The sequence below is a fragment of the Microvirga massiliensis genome, assembly GCF_001006805.1.
Lineage (GTDB): Bacteria > Pseudomonadota > Alphaproteobacteria > Rhizobiales > Beijerinckiaceae > Microvirga > Microvirga massiliensis.
Map to the genome: position 1 here is coordinate 688064 of NZ_LN811351.1, position 17847 is coordinate 705910.

The following is a 17847-nucleotide window of genomic DNA, read 5'->3' on the forward strand; positions in this document are numbered from 1 at the left end:
GTCGCTGGAACAGAACCGTAAAGGCCGGGGGCGATAGCACTAAACCACTGCACTGATGGTCATAGTGGGAGGGCTCTATGGCTCTGAAGGCGCGCAGCAGGATAAGCTCGCGGCACAGCATGTTCATCCAGTCGGACGATATCTATCTCGACATATCGAGTACTTCCTGGATGGAAGTTGCAAGGGAGCCGTTAGGTCGCAAGATTCGCGAACCTGCAGCCAGCAACAAGTTGGTGGACGAATGCCGCAATCAGCTGGCCCTGACCCGAAAAACGGAGGAGCTCTCGCAAAAGGCTGCACAACTTGAAACGAACGTAGTGTTGCATCGCACTAACAACGGCAGCAGGGGTCACGCGCTATGGGCCTCTTGACAAAGGGCTCGAAGACCCAAACGCAATCCTCGGACGTATGAAGGAAAGACGCTTAATGATCGTCACGGAAGAGGTGTAACATCGGGCCGAGCAGATCATCGTGAGGTGGTGCACGACGGATGACGGCCCATGGCGGCCGGCGCACTTAACCCCGGTGCAGCTAGAGCAACGGCGACTGGCGGCAGACGCGCTGTTGCACCAGAGGCGGTTAACGTCGGCTCAGGGGTTACCCTGTTGGAGCAATTTGATCCGGTGGATACTGAATCTGGCAGAGTGATCCCGTAGGTAACTGAATACGTTCGATTATCGAACTTGCGCTGGGTCGAGCGGCGGCGCACCGGCAAACTTCATCCAGTATCAGAATTTCTGCTAATGTGGCCGCCACACCACCTGCCCGATATGCCCGAGACATTTCGACAGGTCTATATCGCACCAGAGATGGTAACCATGCTGTCGTGCCTCGGCCGAGAAAACATAGTCTTCCCCGAGAGTTTCCCCTCGCTCCTCGTCGATGGCGAACCGGAAGACGGGTGGGCGGAACGCCTCGAAGACACCGAGCCGCACGAGAAGGCAACCGGTCGGAAGATAGGACATCTCGACCAGACCGCTGTCGTAATCACCGGCCTTCGGCTCGAGTGTTGCACCGAGCATGTCGTTGGGGGCTGTGCGCCGGCGATAGGTCGCGCCAACGATATCGTGGCCGTGACCCAGGAGGCGCTTCAGCGTATCGGGCGGAAAAATCAGGTCCGAGTCGAGGAAGAGCAGCCATTCGGCCTCGAGTTCCTGAGATGCCTTGACGATCTGGTTCCTTGCCGTGGGAAGGACGGAGTTCTTGCCGTTCAAAATGACGAGATCCAGGTCCCTCGTTGCATAAGCCATGAGGGCAAGGCTCATGGCGAAATCCGCGTGCACCATATCGAAGGATGGAATCCCGATCGCGACGCGCGTCATGCATTCTCCTGTCGAGGATGAGAGAGGATCTCGTGCCCGCCCCGATCATGGCGGAACAAGTGATCCCCGCCATATCCGATATCCGTTTCCTTCGCTTGAAGATCGATGCTCGAGAGGCAGGCCTGCACGGGGCCGGAGCTATCGTACAGGCTGATCAGGAGGGGGTTCTCACTCGACCTTGCCGATCCTTTGCACGGCGGAGATCAATCGGGCGCTGTCGTTTTGGACGAACCGGGCGAAGTCGGGAGCATCCTGATAGGCCGGCGGGCTTCCAGCCTTTTCGAACGTGCCGGAGACGTCCGGGTTCTTGAGCGCCTGGCCCATCGATTCTCTCAGTCGGGTCATGATCGGTTCGGGAAGATTGCGCGGCGCGAACAGGCCGGCCCAGATGTAGAACTCGACGTCCGAATATCCGAGTTCCTTAAAGGTAGGCAGGTCCGGGAAGCTCGCAGTCCTTTGCGCTCCCCAGTTCGCCAAGACTCGCATGGCGCCCGAGTCCACATGCGGCTTCAGCACGCCGGGCGCGGAGGCGAGCGCCTGGATCTGGCCGGAGAGGAGGCCCGTGACGGCAGGGCCTGCTCCACGGTAGGGCACATGAAGGAGCTTGATGCCGGCCTGGTTCGCGAACATTTCCATCGCGACGTGGAGTGTGCCGTAAGGTCCCGACGAGCCGTAAGGAATCGCTCCGGGCCGTGCCTTTGCATCCGCCACGAAGTCCTGCAGGGTTTTCCAGGGTGCACTCGCCGGAACGGCCAGGAGGGTGGGGTCCGCCAGGACCCGAGCGACCGGCGCCAACTGGCTCACTTCGTAAGAGGGCTGTCGTCCGAACAATCTGTCGGCTTCGGGCAGCACTGCCAGGGACGACAGGGTCATCAGCAGCGTGTAGCCATCCGGTTCCGCCTTCGCGACCGCAGCGTTTCCGACGGCACCGCCCGCGCCCCCGCGGTTTTCGACAATGACCGGTTGTCCCAGGATCTTCTCGAGCGCGGCAGCGACCGGCCTTGCCGCGAGATCTGCTTGGCCGCCAGGTGGGAACGGGACGATCATCGTGATGGTCCGTGTCGGCCAGGTCTGCTGCGCGAAGGCGCCCGTTCGCTCGAGTGCGGCGAGCCCGGGCACCATCGCGAGGCCTTTCATGAAGGTGCGGCGTTTCATCGTTGTCCTCCCTTGTGATTATGCTTCCGTCGGGCTCAGGCGACGGGATTCTCTAGCGCCCCGATGCCTGTCACCTCGATCCGCACGACATCATCTGGTTTCAGGAATTTGGGCGGCGAGAAGCCGAGCCCGACCCCGGCAGGCGTGCCGGTCGCGATCAAGTCACCCGGCTCGAGAGTAATCCGAGCCGAGATCGTCTCGATGAGGGTCGGGATGTCGAAAATCAGGTCAGAAAGGGGAGCTTCCTGGCGGAGCTCACCATTCACCCAAGTGCGCAATTCCAAGGCCGTCGGATCAGGGACTTCGTCGTTCGTGAGGATCGCCGGTCCCATCGGGCAGAAGCCGTCGATGCCCTTTCCGAGCAGCCATTGACGATGCCGCTCCTGCAGGGTTCGCGCCGTCACATCGTTGATGATCGTATAGCCGAACACATGCGACAGGGCGCTGGACTTGCTGATGCCACGCCCTCCCTTGCCGATCACGATCGTAAGCTCGCCCTCGTAATCGACGGATGAGGTCGGATCGAGATACGATGGGATCGGTTCATGGGGCCCGATCACCGCGGATGGCGGCTTCGAGAAGATGACGGGCACTTCGGGCACGACTTCCTTCGCGCTCGCATCATAGCCGCTATTCGCGAATTCCTTGGCATGCGCGTGATAGTTCTTCCCGACGCAGAAGATATTCCGCGGAGGCCGGGGGAGGGGGGCCTTAAGCTTCACATCCTCCACCCGCATCCGTCTTGCGCCCCGAACTGCCTTGTCGAGAACCTCGAATGACACGCCGCTGGCAAGCAGGTCGAGCATGGTCCGCGGGAGTGATGCATCGGCTACGGCGAGGTCTACGATCTCACCGTCTCCCACCAGAACGCCGATGCGAGTGCCATTACCATCCTGAAATGTCACAAGTCTCATGTTCGTTCCTCGTTCGCGCTTTTGAAGTTGGTTCATGAATGGGCGTGCGGTGAAACACACGCCTGTAGGGTGTCTCTACCGGGGTGAGGCCTCAGGCATGAGGCGACGTATAGACGGGTTCCGGCTGCGCAAAGAAGGCGTGCAGGATGTGATACACCATCATGTAGTTCTTCTGCTGAAATGACGCGTGGGCGATTCCCGGCATCACGCTGAACTGCTTGTCCGGGTTGGGAAGCCGCGTGAAAAACTCGATGAGATCTCCGAAGCTCGCGATGCCGTCGAACTCGCCGCGGATGATGATCGTCGGCATCGTGATCTTCTCGGGACTGACCACGGGCAGTTTCGAGCACATGTCGACATAGGTTCCGGTCGGCACGGAATCGTCGAGCGACAGTATGGCCTTTGCAAAGGCCTCGACGACCCGATCGTCCGCCGTTCCTGGATGGTCGCGGGTGAAGATGCTCCTGACGAAATTCATATCGATGGGCCGGCGGTTCTTCGCCTGGTACTCCGGCAGTTTCTTGGTGCGTTCCGCCAGCGTCGGACTGCCCTGGCCGGTCCACACAAAGGCATCGAGTGCAAGCCGCTTGACGCGCTCGGGATGGCGCTCGGCGAAGAGTGCGGCGCGGAGGGCCCCCGAGGAGATCCCGTAGACGAGCAGGGGGCCACAGTTCCGCGTGCGGAGGATATAATCGGAGGCCGCAGAGAGGTCATCCGCACCATTTGCGATGTCGCAGTTGATATTCCTGTGCTTGTCCGATCGGCCATAGCCCTCCATGTCGACACACCAGGTGTCGAATCCCTTGCTTACGAACCAGTCCATCACCGACGAATAGGGGCGCCCCTCGACCTGCAGGTCGAAAGTCGGCTGTGAAGCCATTGACGACCCGTGCACGAAGAGGATGGTTCCTTTGGGTTCGTTCTGCCGCTGGGACTTTTCGAACAGAAACAGCCTGACGTCGCCCTTGTTGGTCCAGTGCTCGCGTCCTGTCACGACGGCTTTCGTAGAGTCTTCATTCACGGCAATCTCCCTGAGTGGTTGATCTGTTCGGCTACATTCCGGTCTGCGCTCGGGTCATGCGGCCTCTGAGTGGACGAAGCCGCTGTGGCGAAGAGCGGCCGTTCCTTCTGAGCCCCCGAGCAGATCGAGGAATGCCTTTGCGTCCTCTCGATCCGACAATGTCGCGGCCTGATAGCAGGTCCAGAGCTGATAGGGCTCCGGGAACAGCCCCAGGAACGAAACCTCGGGCCGGGGCACGATTTCCGTGGCCTGGCTGACGGCGATCTCGACCTCGCCGCGAGACACGGCCGAGACGGCATCGACACCGAAGGCAAAGACACTCAGCCGATCACGTAGCCGTACTGTCAGGCCGAGTTGATCGAGCGTACGCGCGAATTGTGTCCCAGCCGTTGCGCCTCGGGCCGGGTCGGCATAGCCGATGGAGTGTGCGTTGAGCAGGAGGTCGCGAAAGCTTTCCGGCGTTGCAATGTCCGTAGGTTCACGCCCTGCAGCTCCGGCAAGGCCGATGCCGGTCCGCCCAAGATCACGCGTCACGCGCAAAGTTCTGGGCAAAGCCTCGTCGACCACCCGCATGGCCGTATCGCTGAGGATCAGGATATCCGCCGGCTCGCCCTGCAAGGCGCGGTCGCGAAGTGCGCCAACCGTATCGAACGTGACATCCAGCATCTGCCCAAAGCGTGATTGGTGAAGAGGAGCGAGAGTCGAGACGACGGCTTTCGCCGCACCGGCAGCAAGCACACGAAGAGGTACGCGACGTTCGGGCAGATCATTTGGCAACGCTGTCTCCTGGAGTTACATCATGAGCCGAGTCGAGACCCAAGGGCATCGTGAAGGCGAGTGAACTTCGCGAGGTCGCAGTCGACAGAACTCGAATTGACGGCCTCCTGCGCTCTGGTAATTCCGGTCGGATCAGGGGAATCTCGGCGGAAGTCGATGCGTATGGGCGTTCGTCGAACAAGCAAGGAGCCAGCAGCCGGGTCATGACCCCTGGATTCGTCTTCGTCATCGGGCTCGTGGTTCTCGGCACCTCCTTCCTTTCCGGCATCTTCGGAATGGCGGGCGGCATGATCCTGATGGGTCTTCTGCTGATGCTGATGTCCGTTCCCGCTGCGATGATTCTCCATGGAATCACGCAGGCGGCCTCGAACGGGTGGCGCGCGTTCCTCTGGCGCGCCTATGTCGATTGGGCAATCCTCGCCCGCTACGGAGTGGGATCGGCGATCGCGTTCGGCCTTTTCATGGCCGTGCAATTCGTCCCTGACCGCGCGCTCGTCTTCATCCTGATGGGATTGATGCCGTTTCTGATTGCGGCGTTGCCCCATCGGTTCTCGCCGAGGGCGGATCGGCCCCTGGGAGCGGAGGCCTGCGGATTCATCGGCACGGCGTTGCAGCTTCTCTCCGGCGTCTCGGGGCCGGCTCTCGACATCTTCTTTGTCCGGACTCTGCTCGACCGGCGTTCGGTGGTGGCGACGAAGGCTGTCTGCCAAGTTGCCACGCACCTGATCAAGCTCGTCTACTTCGGGGGAGTCATCAGCGGTAACATCGCCGAGACCGGCTGGCCCGTGCTCGGTATTTCGGTCGCCACGGCCCTCGCGGGGACGAGCCTCAGCAGGGCCATTCTGGAGCGGCTGACGGACGTCCAGTTCCGTCTCTGGACGCAGAGACTCGTCCTGGCGGTCGGAGCGGTATATCTCATTCAGGGTCTGGCGGCCTTCGCGGGCGGCTGAGCGGGTGGGTGCTCCGCCGCTTTGGTGAAGGATCGCCTTTCGTCGCGCTGCGAGGTGGAGATGATCAGTCGCCGGCTTGGACCCACGGGTCTTCGCGTGTCCGCCATCGGACTCGGCTGTTCGGGAATGACTTCGGATTACGGTGTGCCTGATGATGTGGAATCGACCGCCACGATCCACCGTGCGATTGAGCTCGGGATCACCCTGTTCGATACCTCGGATGCTTACGGTGCCGGACGGAACGAGGAGCTTCTCGGGGCGGCGATACGCGACCGTCGAAATCGCCTGATGATCTGCACGAAGTTCGGCAATATTCGTGGACCGAACGGCGAGCGAGGCGGCACCAATGGACGACCGGATTATGTGCCGGTCGCCTGCGAGCGGAGTCTCCGCCGGCTCGGAATGGACGTGATCGACCTCTATTACATCCACCGGATCGATCCGACCGTTCCCATCGAGGACACGGTCGGGGCCATGGCTCGTCTCGTCGACCAGGGCAAGGTGCGGTTTCTCGGCCTCTGCGAGGCTGGCGCGAATACGATCAGACGCGCACACCGCGTCCACCCGATCAGCGCGCTTCAGACCGAATATTCGCTGTGGTCGCGGGACGTGGAAGCCGAAATCCTTCCCTTGCTGCGCGAACTTGGGATCGGGCTGGTTCCCTACAGTCCGCTCGGCCGCGGTTTCCTCACGGGGAGCTTTCGAAGTCGCCAAGACCTCATTCCCACGGATCGAAGGCACGCCCATCCCCGATTCCAGGAGGGCAATTTCGAGCGCAATCTCGCTCTCCTCGAGCCGCTGGCCAGGATCGCCTCGGCGAATGGGTGTTCTCCGGCTCAGGTGGTGCTCGCCTGGTTGCTTTCCCGCGACGAAGATCTTGTGCCCATCCCGGGTACAAAGCGGCGGCGATTTCTCGAGGAGAACGTGTCGGCCGTCGACGTCGCCTTGAGCGAACCCGAAATTGCGGAACTCGAGTCTGCCTTTCCGGTCGGCATTGCGGCCGGGCCTCGCTATCCGGAGGCGCAACTCAAGGGCCTGGGAATATAGATCGGCGGGAGCACGCCTCGTCATAACCCCAGGCGCTTCATCTGTGGTTCCGGATAGCGGGTGCCCGCAGCGATGCCCGGCGGGAAGGCTCGTGCGAGTTCCGCGAGACTTCGGTCCGACAATGCGATGTCGGCGGCCGACACGTTCTCCTCCAGCCAGCGCCTCTGCTTCGTGCCGGGGAGCGGCACGATGAAATCGCGCTGCGCGAGCAGCCAGGCAATGGCCACCTGCGCTGGCGTGCAGCGTTCCCGGGCCGCGACGGCGCGGATTGTGTCGAGGAGAGCCAGATTCCGTTGCAGATTTTCGCCCTGGAACCGCGGCATGTCTCTGCGCCGGTCGTCGGGCCCCAGAGAGTCCAGCCCCTCGACCGTTCCGGTCAGGAAGCCCCGACCGAGTGGCGCATAGGCGACATAGCCGATCCCAAGCTCCTCGCAGGTCAGGATCAGGTCCTGCTCGGCATCGCGGGTCCAGAGCGAATATTCGGTCTGAAGCGCTGAAATCGGATGGGTCGCGTGCGCGCGTCGCAGCGTTTCGACACCGGCTTCGGAAATCCCGAGGGCCCGAACTTTTCCCTGCTCCACCAGTCGCGCCATCGCGCCGACCGTGTCCTCGATCGGCACGGTGGGATCCACGCGGTGGATGTAATAGAGATCGATGACGTTCGTGCCGAGGCGGCGCAGGCTGGCCTCGCAGGCCGCGGTCACATATTCGGGCCGACCGTCGACAGCCGTCCGGCCGTCCGGGTGCCGGATATTCCCGAACTTGGTGGCCAGAATGACCTTGTCTCGAAACCCCTGCAGGGCGCGGCCAACGAGGTCTTCATTCGTTCCGAAGCCGTAGGCATCCGACGTATCGATCAGATTGATCCCGAGTTCTACGGCGCGGCGGAGCGTGGCGATCGCCTCGGGTTCGCTCGGCTCGCCGTAGATGGGCGTCATACTCATGCAGCCGAGCCCGATGGCGGATACTTCGAGATCTCCCAGATAGCGCCTCTTCATCTCACGATCTCCCGACCATGATCGGCTTCGGAGTCGGGCCGAGGCGGATCCGGATGATCACGCCGGACTCCGGCTCGGGATGAGTCCTCCGAGGCAGATTCCGGATCTTCGAAATGCTGCTGCTTCAGCAGGTTGCGCTCGACGGAGCGCAGGTGGGTGCGCATGGCCCCTGCCGCTTTCAGCATGTCGCGATTCTCGATCGCATCGACGATCGCTTCGTGCTCGGCGAAGCTGTGGTGGTCCGCAGCCGGGCGAACGGGGTGAGCCCGCAAGCGCCCCCAGGTCACCGCCTGGCGAACTGCGCTCAAAGTATCGAAGAGGCCAAGCAGCAGACTGTTCTGAGTGGCCTCTGCGACGAGGCGGTGCAGACGTCCGTCGTAGCTCTCGTATTGACGCCAGGTCGCCGCGCGCCGCGATTTTGCGATATAGCCCCGCATATCGGCGATCTGAGCCGGTGTGGCGTTCAGAGCGGCCATTCGGGCTAGTTCCGGCTCTATGGCGAGCCGGGCATTCATGACTTCGGCTGGATTGGTGCGGCGCGCCATGGCGGCCGCATCCAGGGCGGCGTCAGCAGGACGACTGCCGAGAAAGGTTCCCTTTCCGACGTGGCGCCAGACCTGGCCTTCTGCGGCGAGCGTCGCAAGCGCCTTCCGGAGCTCACCGCGCGTGAAACCGAGCGCCATGGCGAGTTCCCGCTCGGGTGGGAGCCGCTCGGTGCCGCCGAGTTGTGCTTGCGCGAGATAAGCCCGCAAGCGCACCAGCACGCCGCTGTTCTCCGATTCTTCCGCCGCCATTTCAGGTGACCATTTGCGAATTGGTTCGGTCATGCCGCCAACGAGCATGACCTTGACACAGGCAGACTTGTGCTGATCAATGTCAACCAAGACGCGATTGGTTTCAAGACGGGTGAATGGGACGTGCTTGGTCCTGGCTCATTCCTTGGGCATTGAAATTTCGAAGGAGCTCGGTCCGAAGTCTGAGTGCTGTTTTCGCGGGTAGCGAGGAAACCCTCCTGTGCATGCAGGCAGGTGGCGTGATGCTCGTGCTAGGCTACCCGGATACTCTTCTGCGAATGGAGACGCCAGACCGTTCGCGATGGGGCCGTCCTCACTGTGTCGAAGATCCCAGGTGATCCTCGATCCAGGGGCAGCATGACATGAATGCGGCGGCAAAGATCGCTCGCACATCGAAGGGAGAGAGACATGATCACAACGACCTTGTCACGTCGTGGATTCCTCGCGGGAGCGGCTGCAACGACCGGCCTTCTGGCCAGTGGAACGCTTGGCTTGGCTCAAGGCTATCCCGAACGCAATTTCCGTGTGATCATTCCGACAGGGCAGGGCGGCGGCGCAGAGCGGCTTGCGCGTGCTTTCGACGATGCCTGGTCGAAGCTCCTCGGCCGGAAATTCGAGTATTCCTTCCATCCCGGTGCCGCGGGGCAAATTGGTTACGAACTCTTCGTGAAGCGGAACCCTCGGGATGGCTATAACATGCTCTTCGGGAATATGGGTCCCGAGATGATCATGTACGCGGTCCAGAAGCCCGATTACAAGTTCCCGGAGGACTACATCTACTTCAGCCGCATGGACATCGACGACAGCTGTATTTTCGTGAAGCGGGACTCGCCTCTCAACGATGCGAAGGCGATCGTGGAGGCGGCGAAGAAGAAACCGCTGAATGTCGCAGTCAGCCGGATCCCTCACCCAGCCTCGATCGGGATGCTCGCGCTCGGAGAGGCTACCGGCGCGCAGTTCAACCTCATCCCATATGGCGGCGGGAATCCCACTTACATTGCTGTTCTGAATGGCGAGGCGGATATCGGAGCGCTTCCCATAGCCGGCGTTCTCGCGCTCAGCGATCGTCTCAAGGTGGTTGGCGTCTTCAACAGAGAAAATATCTTTGCCGCCGATACCGAGAACGCACCAACGATCAACGCAACGTTCGGCACGAACATTCCTGACCTCTACTCATCCAGAGCCTGGGCAGTTCACACGGAATGGGCCGACGCCCATCCGGCCGACTTCGACAAACTGCAGAAGACATCGGAGCAGGCTCATCAGGATCCTGTCTTCAGGGACGCGTTCGAGAAGTCTGGTGCGCCCGTTCGGGCGCTCAAATACGGTGACCGCAAGACCTGCACGGAATATGCAACCGCTATGGTTGACCTCGCCAAGCGGTACGAGAAGGTGCTGAGCGCGAGCAAATAGAGCGGAATCGAGCGTTCCATGAGCGGACCCGAAACGAACCCGATAACCGAGGAGAGCAGGCCAGGGCTCGGAGCCGACCTCATTATCCCGGCTCTCGCCGCAGCGTTTACGATCTACTACTTGGTCTCGACTTCCGGACTTGTATGGGAGGCCCGCGCCACCGGCACACTCATCGGCGTGTGCCTGCTGGTGCTGACTTTCCTGCAAATCCTGAAAGTGGTGGTGCAGGCCCGTTCGGGTCGCGCTACGCTCGGTTTTGGGTCACTCTTCGAACGCTCGACAGTTCAATCCCAGCGTCTTGCAATCCTGCTCATCCTGATCGTTTTCGTCGCGGTGATTCCCTGGCTCGGCACGACCCTGGGTTTATTCCTCGTCATGATGGCATCGATGTGGGTGCTCGGCGTCCGCGAATGGCGAACGCTCATAGGTATCGCTTTCGCGGTTGCTGCAACGGTCTATATCCTTTTCATTGCGCTTCTTGACTCACGCCTGCCGACCGGGCTGGTCGAGCGACTGCTCTCTTCACTTCTCGGATGAGGTGGCGCCGGTCATGGTTTGGACGGAGTGCACTTTGCCGAACCGATGATCAACGCGTTCGCGCTAGATCGGGATTCACATCAATCCTGCTCAATCGGCTAGCCCGACCCTGGTTCTCGCCAACACAATCTGTGTCGTCACGACGCAACACAATTGAAGGGCCTGCCGCATGACCACCGTAACGCTCTCCAGAAACCTGCGTCGCGTGGCCCATCTCGATCTCCCCGGCGGCGGACAGGTCGTGGTGCAGGGTGGATACGCCTATGTCGGGCATATGAAGCCGCCTCACGGGACCAGCATCATCGACGTCCGTGATCCCGCAAATCCGCGGCTCGCAACGACGCTCGAACTCTCCGACGACCGCTCCCATACCCACAAGGTCCGCGTGGTCGGCGACATCATGATTGCGAATGTCGAGCAGAATGATCGACATGCTCTGAGGAGAGGGCAGGCGCTTCGACAGGTGGAGGCGAAGCTGCGGGCAGAGAGCGGGCGGGAGCCTAGCGACGCGGAACTCGCGACGGTCCTGAATGTACCCGAGAATCTCCTCCCGCGCCTTCGCCACACCCTCGAGCACGGTTATCGCGATGGTGGGTTCCGGGTCTTCGATGTGTCGGACAAGACGCGTCCGCGGGAACTCGCCTATGTGCAGACATATGGCGTCGGAGTGCACCGCTTCGACATGGATGGGCGCTACGCCTACATCTCCACCGAGATGGAGGGATTTCTCGGCAATATCCTGGTTGTCTACGATATTGCCGACCCATCGCGTCCCACCGAGGTGTCGCGGTGGTGGATGCCCGGCCAGAACACGGCCAGAGGCGAGACGCCGCACTGGAAAGGGCTGTCGCACCGATTGCATCATGCAATGAGGTTTGGAGACGAGCTCTGGGCTGCCGTCTGGTATGCGGGCATCCGCGTCATCGATGCCCGCGACATCACGAATCTGAGGACTGCGGGCGAGTTCAACTACCACCCGCCCTTCCCGGAGCCGACGCATACCGTCGTTCCAGTTCCGGTTCGCTGGCAGGGACGGCAGGTCGCGGTTGCCGTTGACGAGGAACATGACCATCGCAAGGGGCAGCTTCATGGCGGCCTTTGGTTGCTCGACGTAGAGAATCGCAGCGAGATCAAACCGCTCGGGATGTTTCATCTGAGCGAACTTGACTCGCCTTTCAGCAGGATCGGGCGCTTCGGTGCCCATCAGTTCCAAGAACATGTAAAGGGCGATCGCCTATATTGTGCCTGGTTCTCGGGTGGCCTGCGGATGATCGACATCTCGGATCCGACGGCGCCGGAGGAGATCGGATGGTTCATCCCCGAGCCTGCTTCTGGGCAGGAGAGCCCGCAGAGTAATGACGTCTACGTCGATGAGCGCGGGCTCGTCTATGTCATCGATCGGAATGTCGGCTTGGATATACTCGAACCGGTCATTTAATTCGCGTCGTCCATTGCCCGATAAATTTTGGGGTGAGGAATGCTCGTATCCAGCGCAATGATCTATGACGTATTCGTGCAATCGATATCCCTCTGGTGGGTCATCGTGCCAGGGATGCTCCTGGGCATCATCGTCGGAATCCTGCCTGGCTTCAGCGCGCAGAACACCCTCATCATTCTACTACCGCTTACGCTCGAGATGAGCATCGAGGCCGCGATGGCCTTCATGATCTCGCTGTACTGCACGACGCAACTCGGAGGCGGCATACCGGCCATCCTGTTCAACATGCCCGGTGAAGGAGGTGCCGCTGCGACGACGCTCGACGGCTATCCGATGACGAAGAAGGGCCAGGCACAGCAGGCCCTCGTCCTGTGCTTCGCCGCCTCGGCCTTCGGAGGTCTCATCACGACAATTGGCGCGATGGTGCTTCTGCCGGCCCTTGGTCAACTCGGCTTCTACTTCAGAAGCGTCGAGATGGTCGTAGTCACGGTGTTCGGACTCACGCTGATTGCCGCGATTGCGGCCAAGGACATGGTCAGGGGTCTCATTGCCGGAGCCCTTGGGCTCATGATCGGCGCCGTAGGAGCGGATCCGATCTTCGGAACAGGCCGCGCAACCTTTGGAATGCTCGAACTGTATGACGGGGTGCCGATGATCCCCGTGCTGATCGGCCTTTTCGCGATCTCCGAAGCGTTCGTGATGATCGAGCACGAAACGATCGTGGACACGGCAGACCTGTCGGCAGCAAAAAGCGCCCGATGGAGCGACACGCTCGAAGGGTTGGTGATGACCGCCCGGTACTGGTGGCAGACCGTCTGGACGTCCATAATAGGCCTGATCATCGGCATTCTGCCGGGTGCCGGTTCAACGATTGCCGCGTTCCTCGCCTATCACTATTCCAAGGCCTGTTCCAAGACGCCGGAACTCTACGGGACGGGGCACCCGCCGGGGGTGATCGCTCCTGAATCGGCGAACAATGGCGTAACCTCCGGAACCCTGGTTCCAGTCCTGGCTCTCGGGATACCGGGTGGTACGACGGGCGCGATCATGATGGTCGTTCTCACCTACCAGGGAGTGCTTCTGGGGCCCCGGTTGTTCATCGAGCGTCCGGAACTCGTCTACTCGATCTACATGCAGATGCTGGTCTGCTACTGCTTCATGACGCTCATGATCCTGCCCCTGGCCCGGTACATGAGCCGGGTCGTCTGGGTCCCGACACGCTTCCTGGTCCCGCTCATTCTCTCAATGATCACGATCGCGGCATTCTCGGAGCGTGAATACATCTTCGACATGGGCCTGGCTCTCTTCTTCGGCGTGATCGGTTACATTGCGCGGAAGACCCAGTACGAAGTCACGGCTATTCTTGTCGGTGTGATCATGGGTCCGCTGTTCGAGCAGTACCTGCTTCGCTCGCTGCGCGTCGCCCAGGGCGATCTCACGGTCCTTTTCTCATCGACTCTCGGAAACCTGCTCTGGCTCATGGTGATTGCGACATTGGTGCTTCCATGGCTTCGGAACCGCCGGAAGGAGGGTGTCCTCGCCCGCACGGTTCAGGCCGGATACGAGTGACGTGACGAGGGCCGCCCGGTTGATGTGACAGGGCGCCCAGGCCGGCTCCTGAATTTTCAGGGGCCCTTTACCGCGAAGTCTGGTCAGACAGATGCCTCTCGAGGGCGAGAGCACTTGGCTGGCGGTACCGGCTCAATTTGAGAGAAGCAGTGGAACAGGGCACTTCTTCAGGAGAGATTGAGTCACACCTCCGAGGACCATCTGGCGCAGACGGTGGTGGACGTAAGCGCCCATCACGATCAAGTCGGCTTGGGAGAGAGCTGCCCGCCTGCGCAGCGTCTCCGCCACATCGCCGTTCTCGACGTCGAGCTCGATTACTGAGACGCTTACGCCGTGCCGTACGAGATGCGGAGCGACTTCCGCGCCGGGGACGCTCGTGCTGAGGTCCTTCTCGCCGGAAATGGAGACGAGTTCGACCTCTTCGGCCGCCTGCAGGAAGGGGAGGGCGTCATTCATGGCCCTTGCAGCCTTGGCGCTTCCGTCCCAGGCCACGATGACACGCCTGGTGCTGAAGGTGTCGCGACCCGGTGGAACCACGATCAGGGGACGGCCACTCTCGAACAGCATTTGCTCAATGAGACCGCGATCGAGAGCGATCGCGATCGGCTCCGCATCCAGTACCGTCAGGTCGTGGACCCTGGCTTGCGCCGTAAAGGATCGAAGCAGATCCGGGTAGGTGAGCTGGGGAGCCTCCGAGGTGGAGAGCACCCCCTCCGCCTCGGCGTCTCGGCGGGCTTTGTCCGCGGCCGCTTCTGCGAGCGCCCGAAGCCTCTGATTTTCGGCGGCAACGAGCCCCGCGGCAAATCTGCTCACGAAGGCTTGCGTCACGACGAGCTTGAGGGCCGCAGCCTGGATCGTCGCGTGAGCCCCGGCCTCTCGAGCAAGGGTAATTCCGTAACGCATGGCCGACGAGACCTCCCTCTCGTTGCCTTCCTCGGTGACCCCAATGAGGACACTCTTGATCTGCTGCAGCATACCGACCTTCTCCTTGCGTTCGCTGGCAGTCTAGCGGCGCAGCCGCGCCCAGCTTTGATCGATATCAAGAAGCCCGTCGGGGCGGTTCGCATCCTGCCCAGGATGGGCTGCGCTGCCGGTTAGCAGACATTCCAAAGCCACGCCTTCCCGGGCGAGAGGCTCGCCGACTTTTCTGGCCTTGTCGAATCCCCACCGCCCGAGAGCGCTCTACGTCTTTCCTGTGCTTCCACCGGAAGCGCCGGAGAGGCCCGCGCCGAGAGCGCGGGCGAGTAGGGAGGTGAGGATGAGTGGAGCGAAAGCCCTCGGGATTGCCGCGTCGGCGGCCCTCGTGTTGTCGGTAGCCGGTAGTATCGCGCAGGCCCAGGACAGTGCCGGCGCCGCGAACATGACATTCTTCGTAACCAGTGTGGGTTCAGGAAAGGGAGCCGACCTCGGCGGTCTCGAGGGTGCGGATCGCCATTGCCAAAATCTCGCCCAGGCCGTGGGAGCGGGCGGGAAGACCTGGCGCGCCTATTTGTCCACCCAGGCAACAGGCGGCGGCACGGCCGTGAACGCGCGGGATCGTATCGGGCGGGGACCCTGGCAGAATGCCAAGGGCGTCGTCATCGCGAAGGATGTGGCCGAGCTGCACGGCGCCAACAACCTCACGAAGCAAACGGCGATCACCGAGAAGGGCGAGATTGTCAAAGGACGTGGCGACACGCCCAACACGCATGACATCCTAACGGGATCTCAGCCCGACGGGACGGCCTTCGCGGCCGGCGAGGACCGTACCTGCGGGAACTGGACGAAGAGCGGCACGGAGGGAGCCGCCATGGTGGGTCATCACGATCGGATCGGCCTCGACGAGCAGCCGCCGGCGAAGTCGTGGAATTCGTCGCATTCGACCCGCGGTGGGTGCAGCCAGGAGGCGCTTCGCGGCACGGGCGGGGCCGGCTTGCTCTACTGCTTTGCCGCCAACTGACGGGAGCGAGGCAGCTTCGGCGATATCAATTGATTGCAATGCGGGCGGACAGGCTGACGCCTGTCCGCCCCAGGCGGCTCGAACGTTCCAACTGCCACGAAATCGACCAAGATTTCCCCCCAAGGTGCCGGGCTCACCCGTCGTTCATGAACGCGACGCTAACGTGACCGCCCCCGAATTCTCGAGCCCAATAGCGGAATGAGATCCCCGGAAATCACGCGCGAGGAGGAAGCCGCCCTTGCCGCCCTCGAGCCGCGCCTCGGACGGTTGCACGTCCGGCAGCGGCTCGGGCTGGAGCACGATTTCGAGGCGCAGGTCTTTCGAGAGGGCACGCATTTCTTTCACGTAGAGAACTGGTACTCTTTCCATGGCCTGATCCGCGGGAGCCTGCGTTTGACCGGCCTCCACCGGCGGGGACGTCGTAACGCGCTCGATATCAAGGTTCGCACGAACGAAGTGCCGATCCGGAATCTCCCGCCGGCATTCGACGGTTTCACGCTTCTCCAGCTTTCCGACCTTCACCTGGACATGAACACCAGGTTTCTCGATGCCTTGATCGAACGCGTTCGGCCGCTGGAATACGACATCTGCGTGCTGACGGGAGATTATCGCGCCCGGACCTATGGGAAATTCGGCGCCGTCCTGGATGGGCTCGAACGCCTGCGCCCGGTCATCAAGACATCTGCCTATGCAGTGCTGGGCAACCACGACACGATCCGACTCGTGCCGCGAATGGAAGCGGTGGGGTATCAACTTCTGCTGAACGAATGGACCAAGCTGGTCCGTGATGGCGAGGCGATCTATCTCGCCGGCATCGACGATGCGCACTACTACCGCATGGAGAACTTCCATCGCGCCGCACACGACATTCCGGGTGGCGCGGTCTCGGTTCTTCTCTCGCACACCCCGGAGGCTTACAGGCATGCGGCCCATGCCGGGTTCGACCTGATGCTGTGCGGCCATACCCACGGAGGCCAGATCTGTCTGCCCGGCGGGGTCCCGGTGCTGACCGATGCCGACAGCCCACGAAAGCTTGCTCGCGGCCCGTGGAGTTATCACGGCATGCTCGGCTATACCTCCGTCGGGGCCGGCACCTCTCTCGTCGATGTGCGCCTCAACTGCCCGCCCGAGGTCACCTTGCACCGGCTTCGGCGGAGCGCCAGCCGGTGAGACACGTTCAGTAGGGGTGGTCGCGAATGCGCAGCCTGAATAGAATCCGAGAGAGCAGGATCTCCAGCACGACAAAGACTACGACCAGGACGCAGATCTCCCACCAACTCAGATTCAATGGCGCCCTGAACACCAGGAGCGGCAGGAGGGCTTCGGGGACCTGATCGAGTCCGAAGGCCTGGGCGTGCGGCGGCAGTCGAAGCCGACGCTTGATGAAGCTCGATGCGAGATCGCCGAGCATCGACGAGGCCGCAATTCCGGCGCCGATCCGCCATTCCAGCCCCAGCAGCTCTGCCGCGAGCGCCGTGCATGCGACCGAGACGATGAGGCCACGAATGGTCTTACCTCGACCGAACAGCGGCTGGCCGTCAGGCAGGATCAGACCAAGATCGAGAGGCGTCACAAGCTTCTGCCCGAGAAGCTTCTTGGTGAAGATCGGAGCACCATTGGCAATGCCGAGGAGAAGGAGAAGGACGAGATACAGTTCAAGATCGTCCATGTCGGTGAGTTGCTAGGAGACGGGGGGCCTGCGAAAGAAGTAGTGCACCTGAGTTCACAGGATGAGGGTCGATCTCGAAGACTCCTGATGGATGCGGCAGTAGGCGTATCCGCGAAGCATTGAATCGGATATGCCGGCACTGGCAGAGTCTGCAGGATGTCTTTTCCCTCGAGCCGTTTTTGCAGACGGCGAGCATCTACTCTGGCCGATAGAGCGTTATCGCTTTGGCTATCGCACCCGGCCGTTCGGTGCCGCCGCCTTACGTCGGGAGGAATGATTCCCCCTATCGGTGACTCCCGAGGCG

The 17847-nt window shown here is 61.6% G+C and carries 18 protein-coding genes; 9 read left to right on the forward strand and 9 right to left on the reverse strand.

The window, feature by feature from the left end; translation table 11 throughout:
- Positions 1-77 precede the first annotated feature (77 nt).
- Complete coding sequence (locus BN1233_RS08265; protein WP_046862981.1) at positions 78-371, forward strand: hypothetical protein; 294 nt, start codon at positions 78-80, stop codon at positions 369-371.
- A 369-nt stretch (positions 372-740) separates the two neighbouring features.
- Here BN1233_RS08265 and BN1233_RS08270 read toward each other — a convergent pair whose 3' ends face one another.
- The 5 genes from BN1233_RS08270 to BN1233_RS08290 all read right to left on the reverse strand — a co-directional run bounded on the left by BN1233_RS08270 (position 741) and on the right by BN1233_RS08290 (position 5189).
- Positions 741-1322 carry a glycosyltransferase gene (locus BN1233_RS08270; protein ID WP_048709576.1) on the reverse strand — a complete coding sequence of 194 codons (582 nt, stop codon included), beginning with the start codon at positions 1320-1322 and terminating at the stop codon, positions 741-743.
- Between the two features lie 168 nt (positions 1323-1490).
- Positions 1491-2477 carry a Bug family tripartite tricarboxylate transporter substrate binding protein gene (locus BN1233_RS08275; protein ID WP_046862982.1) on the reverse strand — a complete coding sequence of 329 codons (987 nt, stop codon included), beginning with the start codon at positions 2475-2477 and terminating at the stop codon, positions 1491-1493.
- Positions 2478-2512: 35 nt separating this feature from the next.
- Positions 2513-3391: a fumarylacetoacetate hydrolase family protein gene (locus tag BN1233_RS08280; RefSeq protein ID WP_046862983.1), complete on the reverse strand. Its 879-nt coding sequence runs from the start codon at positions 3389-3391 to the stop codon at positions 2513-2515.
- 91 nt (positions 3392-3482) lie between these two features.
- Positions 3483-4412, reverse strand: a complete 930-nt coding sequence (locus BN1233_RS08285) for an alpha/beta hydrolase (RefSeq protein ID WP_048709579.1) — start codon at positions 4410-4412, stop codon at positions 3483-3485.
- Positions 4413-4466: 54 nt separating this feature from the next.
- Positions 4467-5189, reverse strand: a complete 723-nt coding sequence (locus BN1233_RS08290; RefSeq protein WP_046862984.1) for a molybdate ABC transporter substrate-binding protein — start codon at positions 5187-5189, stop codon at positions 4467-4469.
- Between the two features lie 203 nt (positions 5190-5392).
- Between BN1233_RS08290 and BN1233_RS08295 the strand changes: the two genes are divergently transcribed.
- Together BN1233_RS08295 and BN1233_RS08300 are read left to right on the forward strand one after the other, a co-directional pair.
- A complete protein-coding gene (locus tag BN1233_RS08295; RefSeq protein WP_046863232.1) occupies positions 5393-6139 on the forward strand; it encodes a TSUP family transporter in 747 nt (248 codons plus the stop codon).
- Between the two features lie 60 nt (positions 6140-6199).
- Complete coding sequence (locus tag BN1233_RS08300; RefSeq protein ID WP_046862985.1) at positions 6200-7186, forward strand: aldo/keto reductase; 987 nt, start codon at positions 6200-6202, stop codon at positions 7184-7186.
- 20 nt (positions 7187-7206) lie between these two features.
- Here BN1233_RS08300 and BN1233_RS08305 read toward each other — a convergent pair whose 3' ends face one another.
- Together BN1233_RS08305 and BN1233_RS08310 are read right to left on the reverse strand one after the other, a co-directional pair.
- Entirely contained in the window at positions 7207-8184 is a 978-nt protein-coding gene (locus tag BN1233_RS08305; protein WP_046862986.1) for an aldo/keto reductase, read from the reverse strand.
- Positions 8181-8978 (reverse strand): FadR/GntR family transcriptional regulator, encoded by a 798-nt coding sequence (locus tag BN1233_RS08310; protein ID WP_147707092.1) that lies wholly within the window; start codon positions 8976-8978, stop codon positions 8181-8183. Before BN1233_RS08310 ends, BN1233_RS08305 begins: the two co-directional genes overlap by 4 nt.
- 408 nt (positions 8979-9386) lie before the next feature.
- Here BN1233_RS08310 and BN1233_RS08315 point away from each other — a divergent pair, with 408 nt between their 5' ends.
- The 4 genes from BN1233_RS08315 to BN1233_RS08330 all read left to right on the forward strand — a co-directional run bounded on the left by BN1233_RS08315 (position 9387) and on the right by BN1233_RS08330 (position 13935).
- Positions 9387-10391 (forward strand): Bug family tripartite tricarboxylate transporter substrate binding protein, encoded by a 1005-nt coding sequence (locus BN1233_RS08315; RefSeq protein ID WP_048709581.1) that lies wholly within the window; start codon positions 9387-9389, stop codon positions 10389-10391.
- Between the two features lie 18 nt (positions 10392-10409).
- Positions 10410-10928 (forward strand): tripartite tricarboxylate transporter TctB family protein, encoded by a 519-nt coding sequence (locus BN1233_RS08320; RefSeq protein ID WP_046862987.1) that lies wholly within the window; start codon positions 10410-10412, stop codon positions 10926-10928.
- A gap of 169 nt (positions 10929-11097) precedes the next feature.
- On the forward strand, positions 11098-12366 hold the full coding sequence (locus BN1233_RS08325) for an LVIVD repeat-containing protein (protein WP_046862988.1): 1269 nt from the start codon (positions 11098-11100) through the stop codon (positions 12364-12366).
- Positions 12367-12405: 39 nt separating this feature from the next.
- Positions 12406-13935, forward strand: a complete 1530-nt coding sequence (locus tag BN1233_RS08330) for a tripartite tricarboxylate transporter permease (protein ID WP_046862989.1) — start codon at positions 12406-12408, stop codon at positions 13933-13935.
- Positions 13936-14067: 132 nt separating this feature from the next.
- On the opposite strand, the gene BN1233_RS08335 is transcribed toward BN1233_RS08330, so the two are convergent.
- Entirely contained in the window at positions 14068-14910 is an 843-nt protein-coding gene (locus BN1233_RS08335; protein ID WP_046862990.1) for a universal stress protein, read from the reverse strand.
- Positions 14911-15193: 283 nt separating this feature from the next.
- Here BN1233_RS08335 and BN1233_RS08340 point away from each other — a divergent pair, with 283 nt between their 5' ends.
- On the forward strand, positions 15194-15874 hold the full coding sequence (locus BN1233_RS08340; RefSeq protein WP_046862991.1) for a hypothetical protein: 681 nt from the start codon (positions 15194-15196) through the stop codon (positions 15872-15874).
- Between the two features lie 198 nt (positions 15875-16072).
- On the forward strand, positions 16073-17044 hold the full coding sequence (locus BN1233_RS08345; protein WP_046862992.1) for a metallophosphoesterase: 972 nt from the start codon (positions 16073-16075) through the stop codon (positions 17042-17044).
- 7 nt (positions 17045-17051) lie between these two features.
- Here the strand turns inward: BN1233_RS08345 and BN1233_RS08350 are convergent, their stop codons facing one another.
- Positions 17052-17543: a CDP-archaeol synthase gene (locus tag BN1233_RS08350; protein WP_046862993.1), complete on the reverse strand. Its 492-nt coding sequence runs from the start codon at positions 17541-17543 to the stop codon at positions 17052-17054.
- Between the last annotated feature and the right edge of the window lie 304 nt (positions 17544-17847).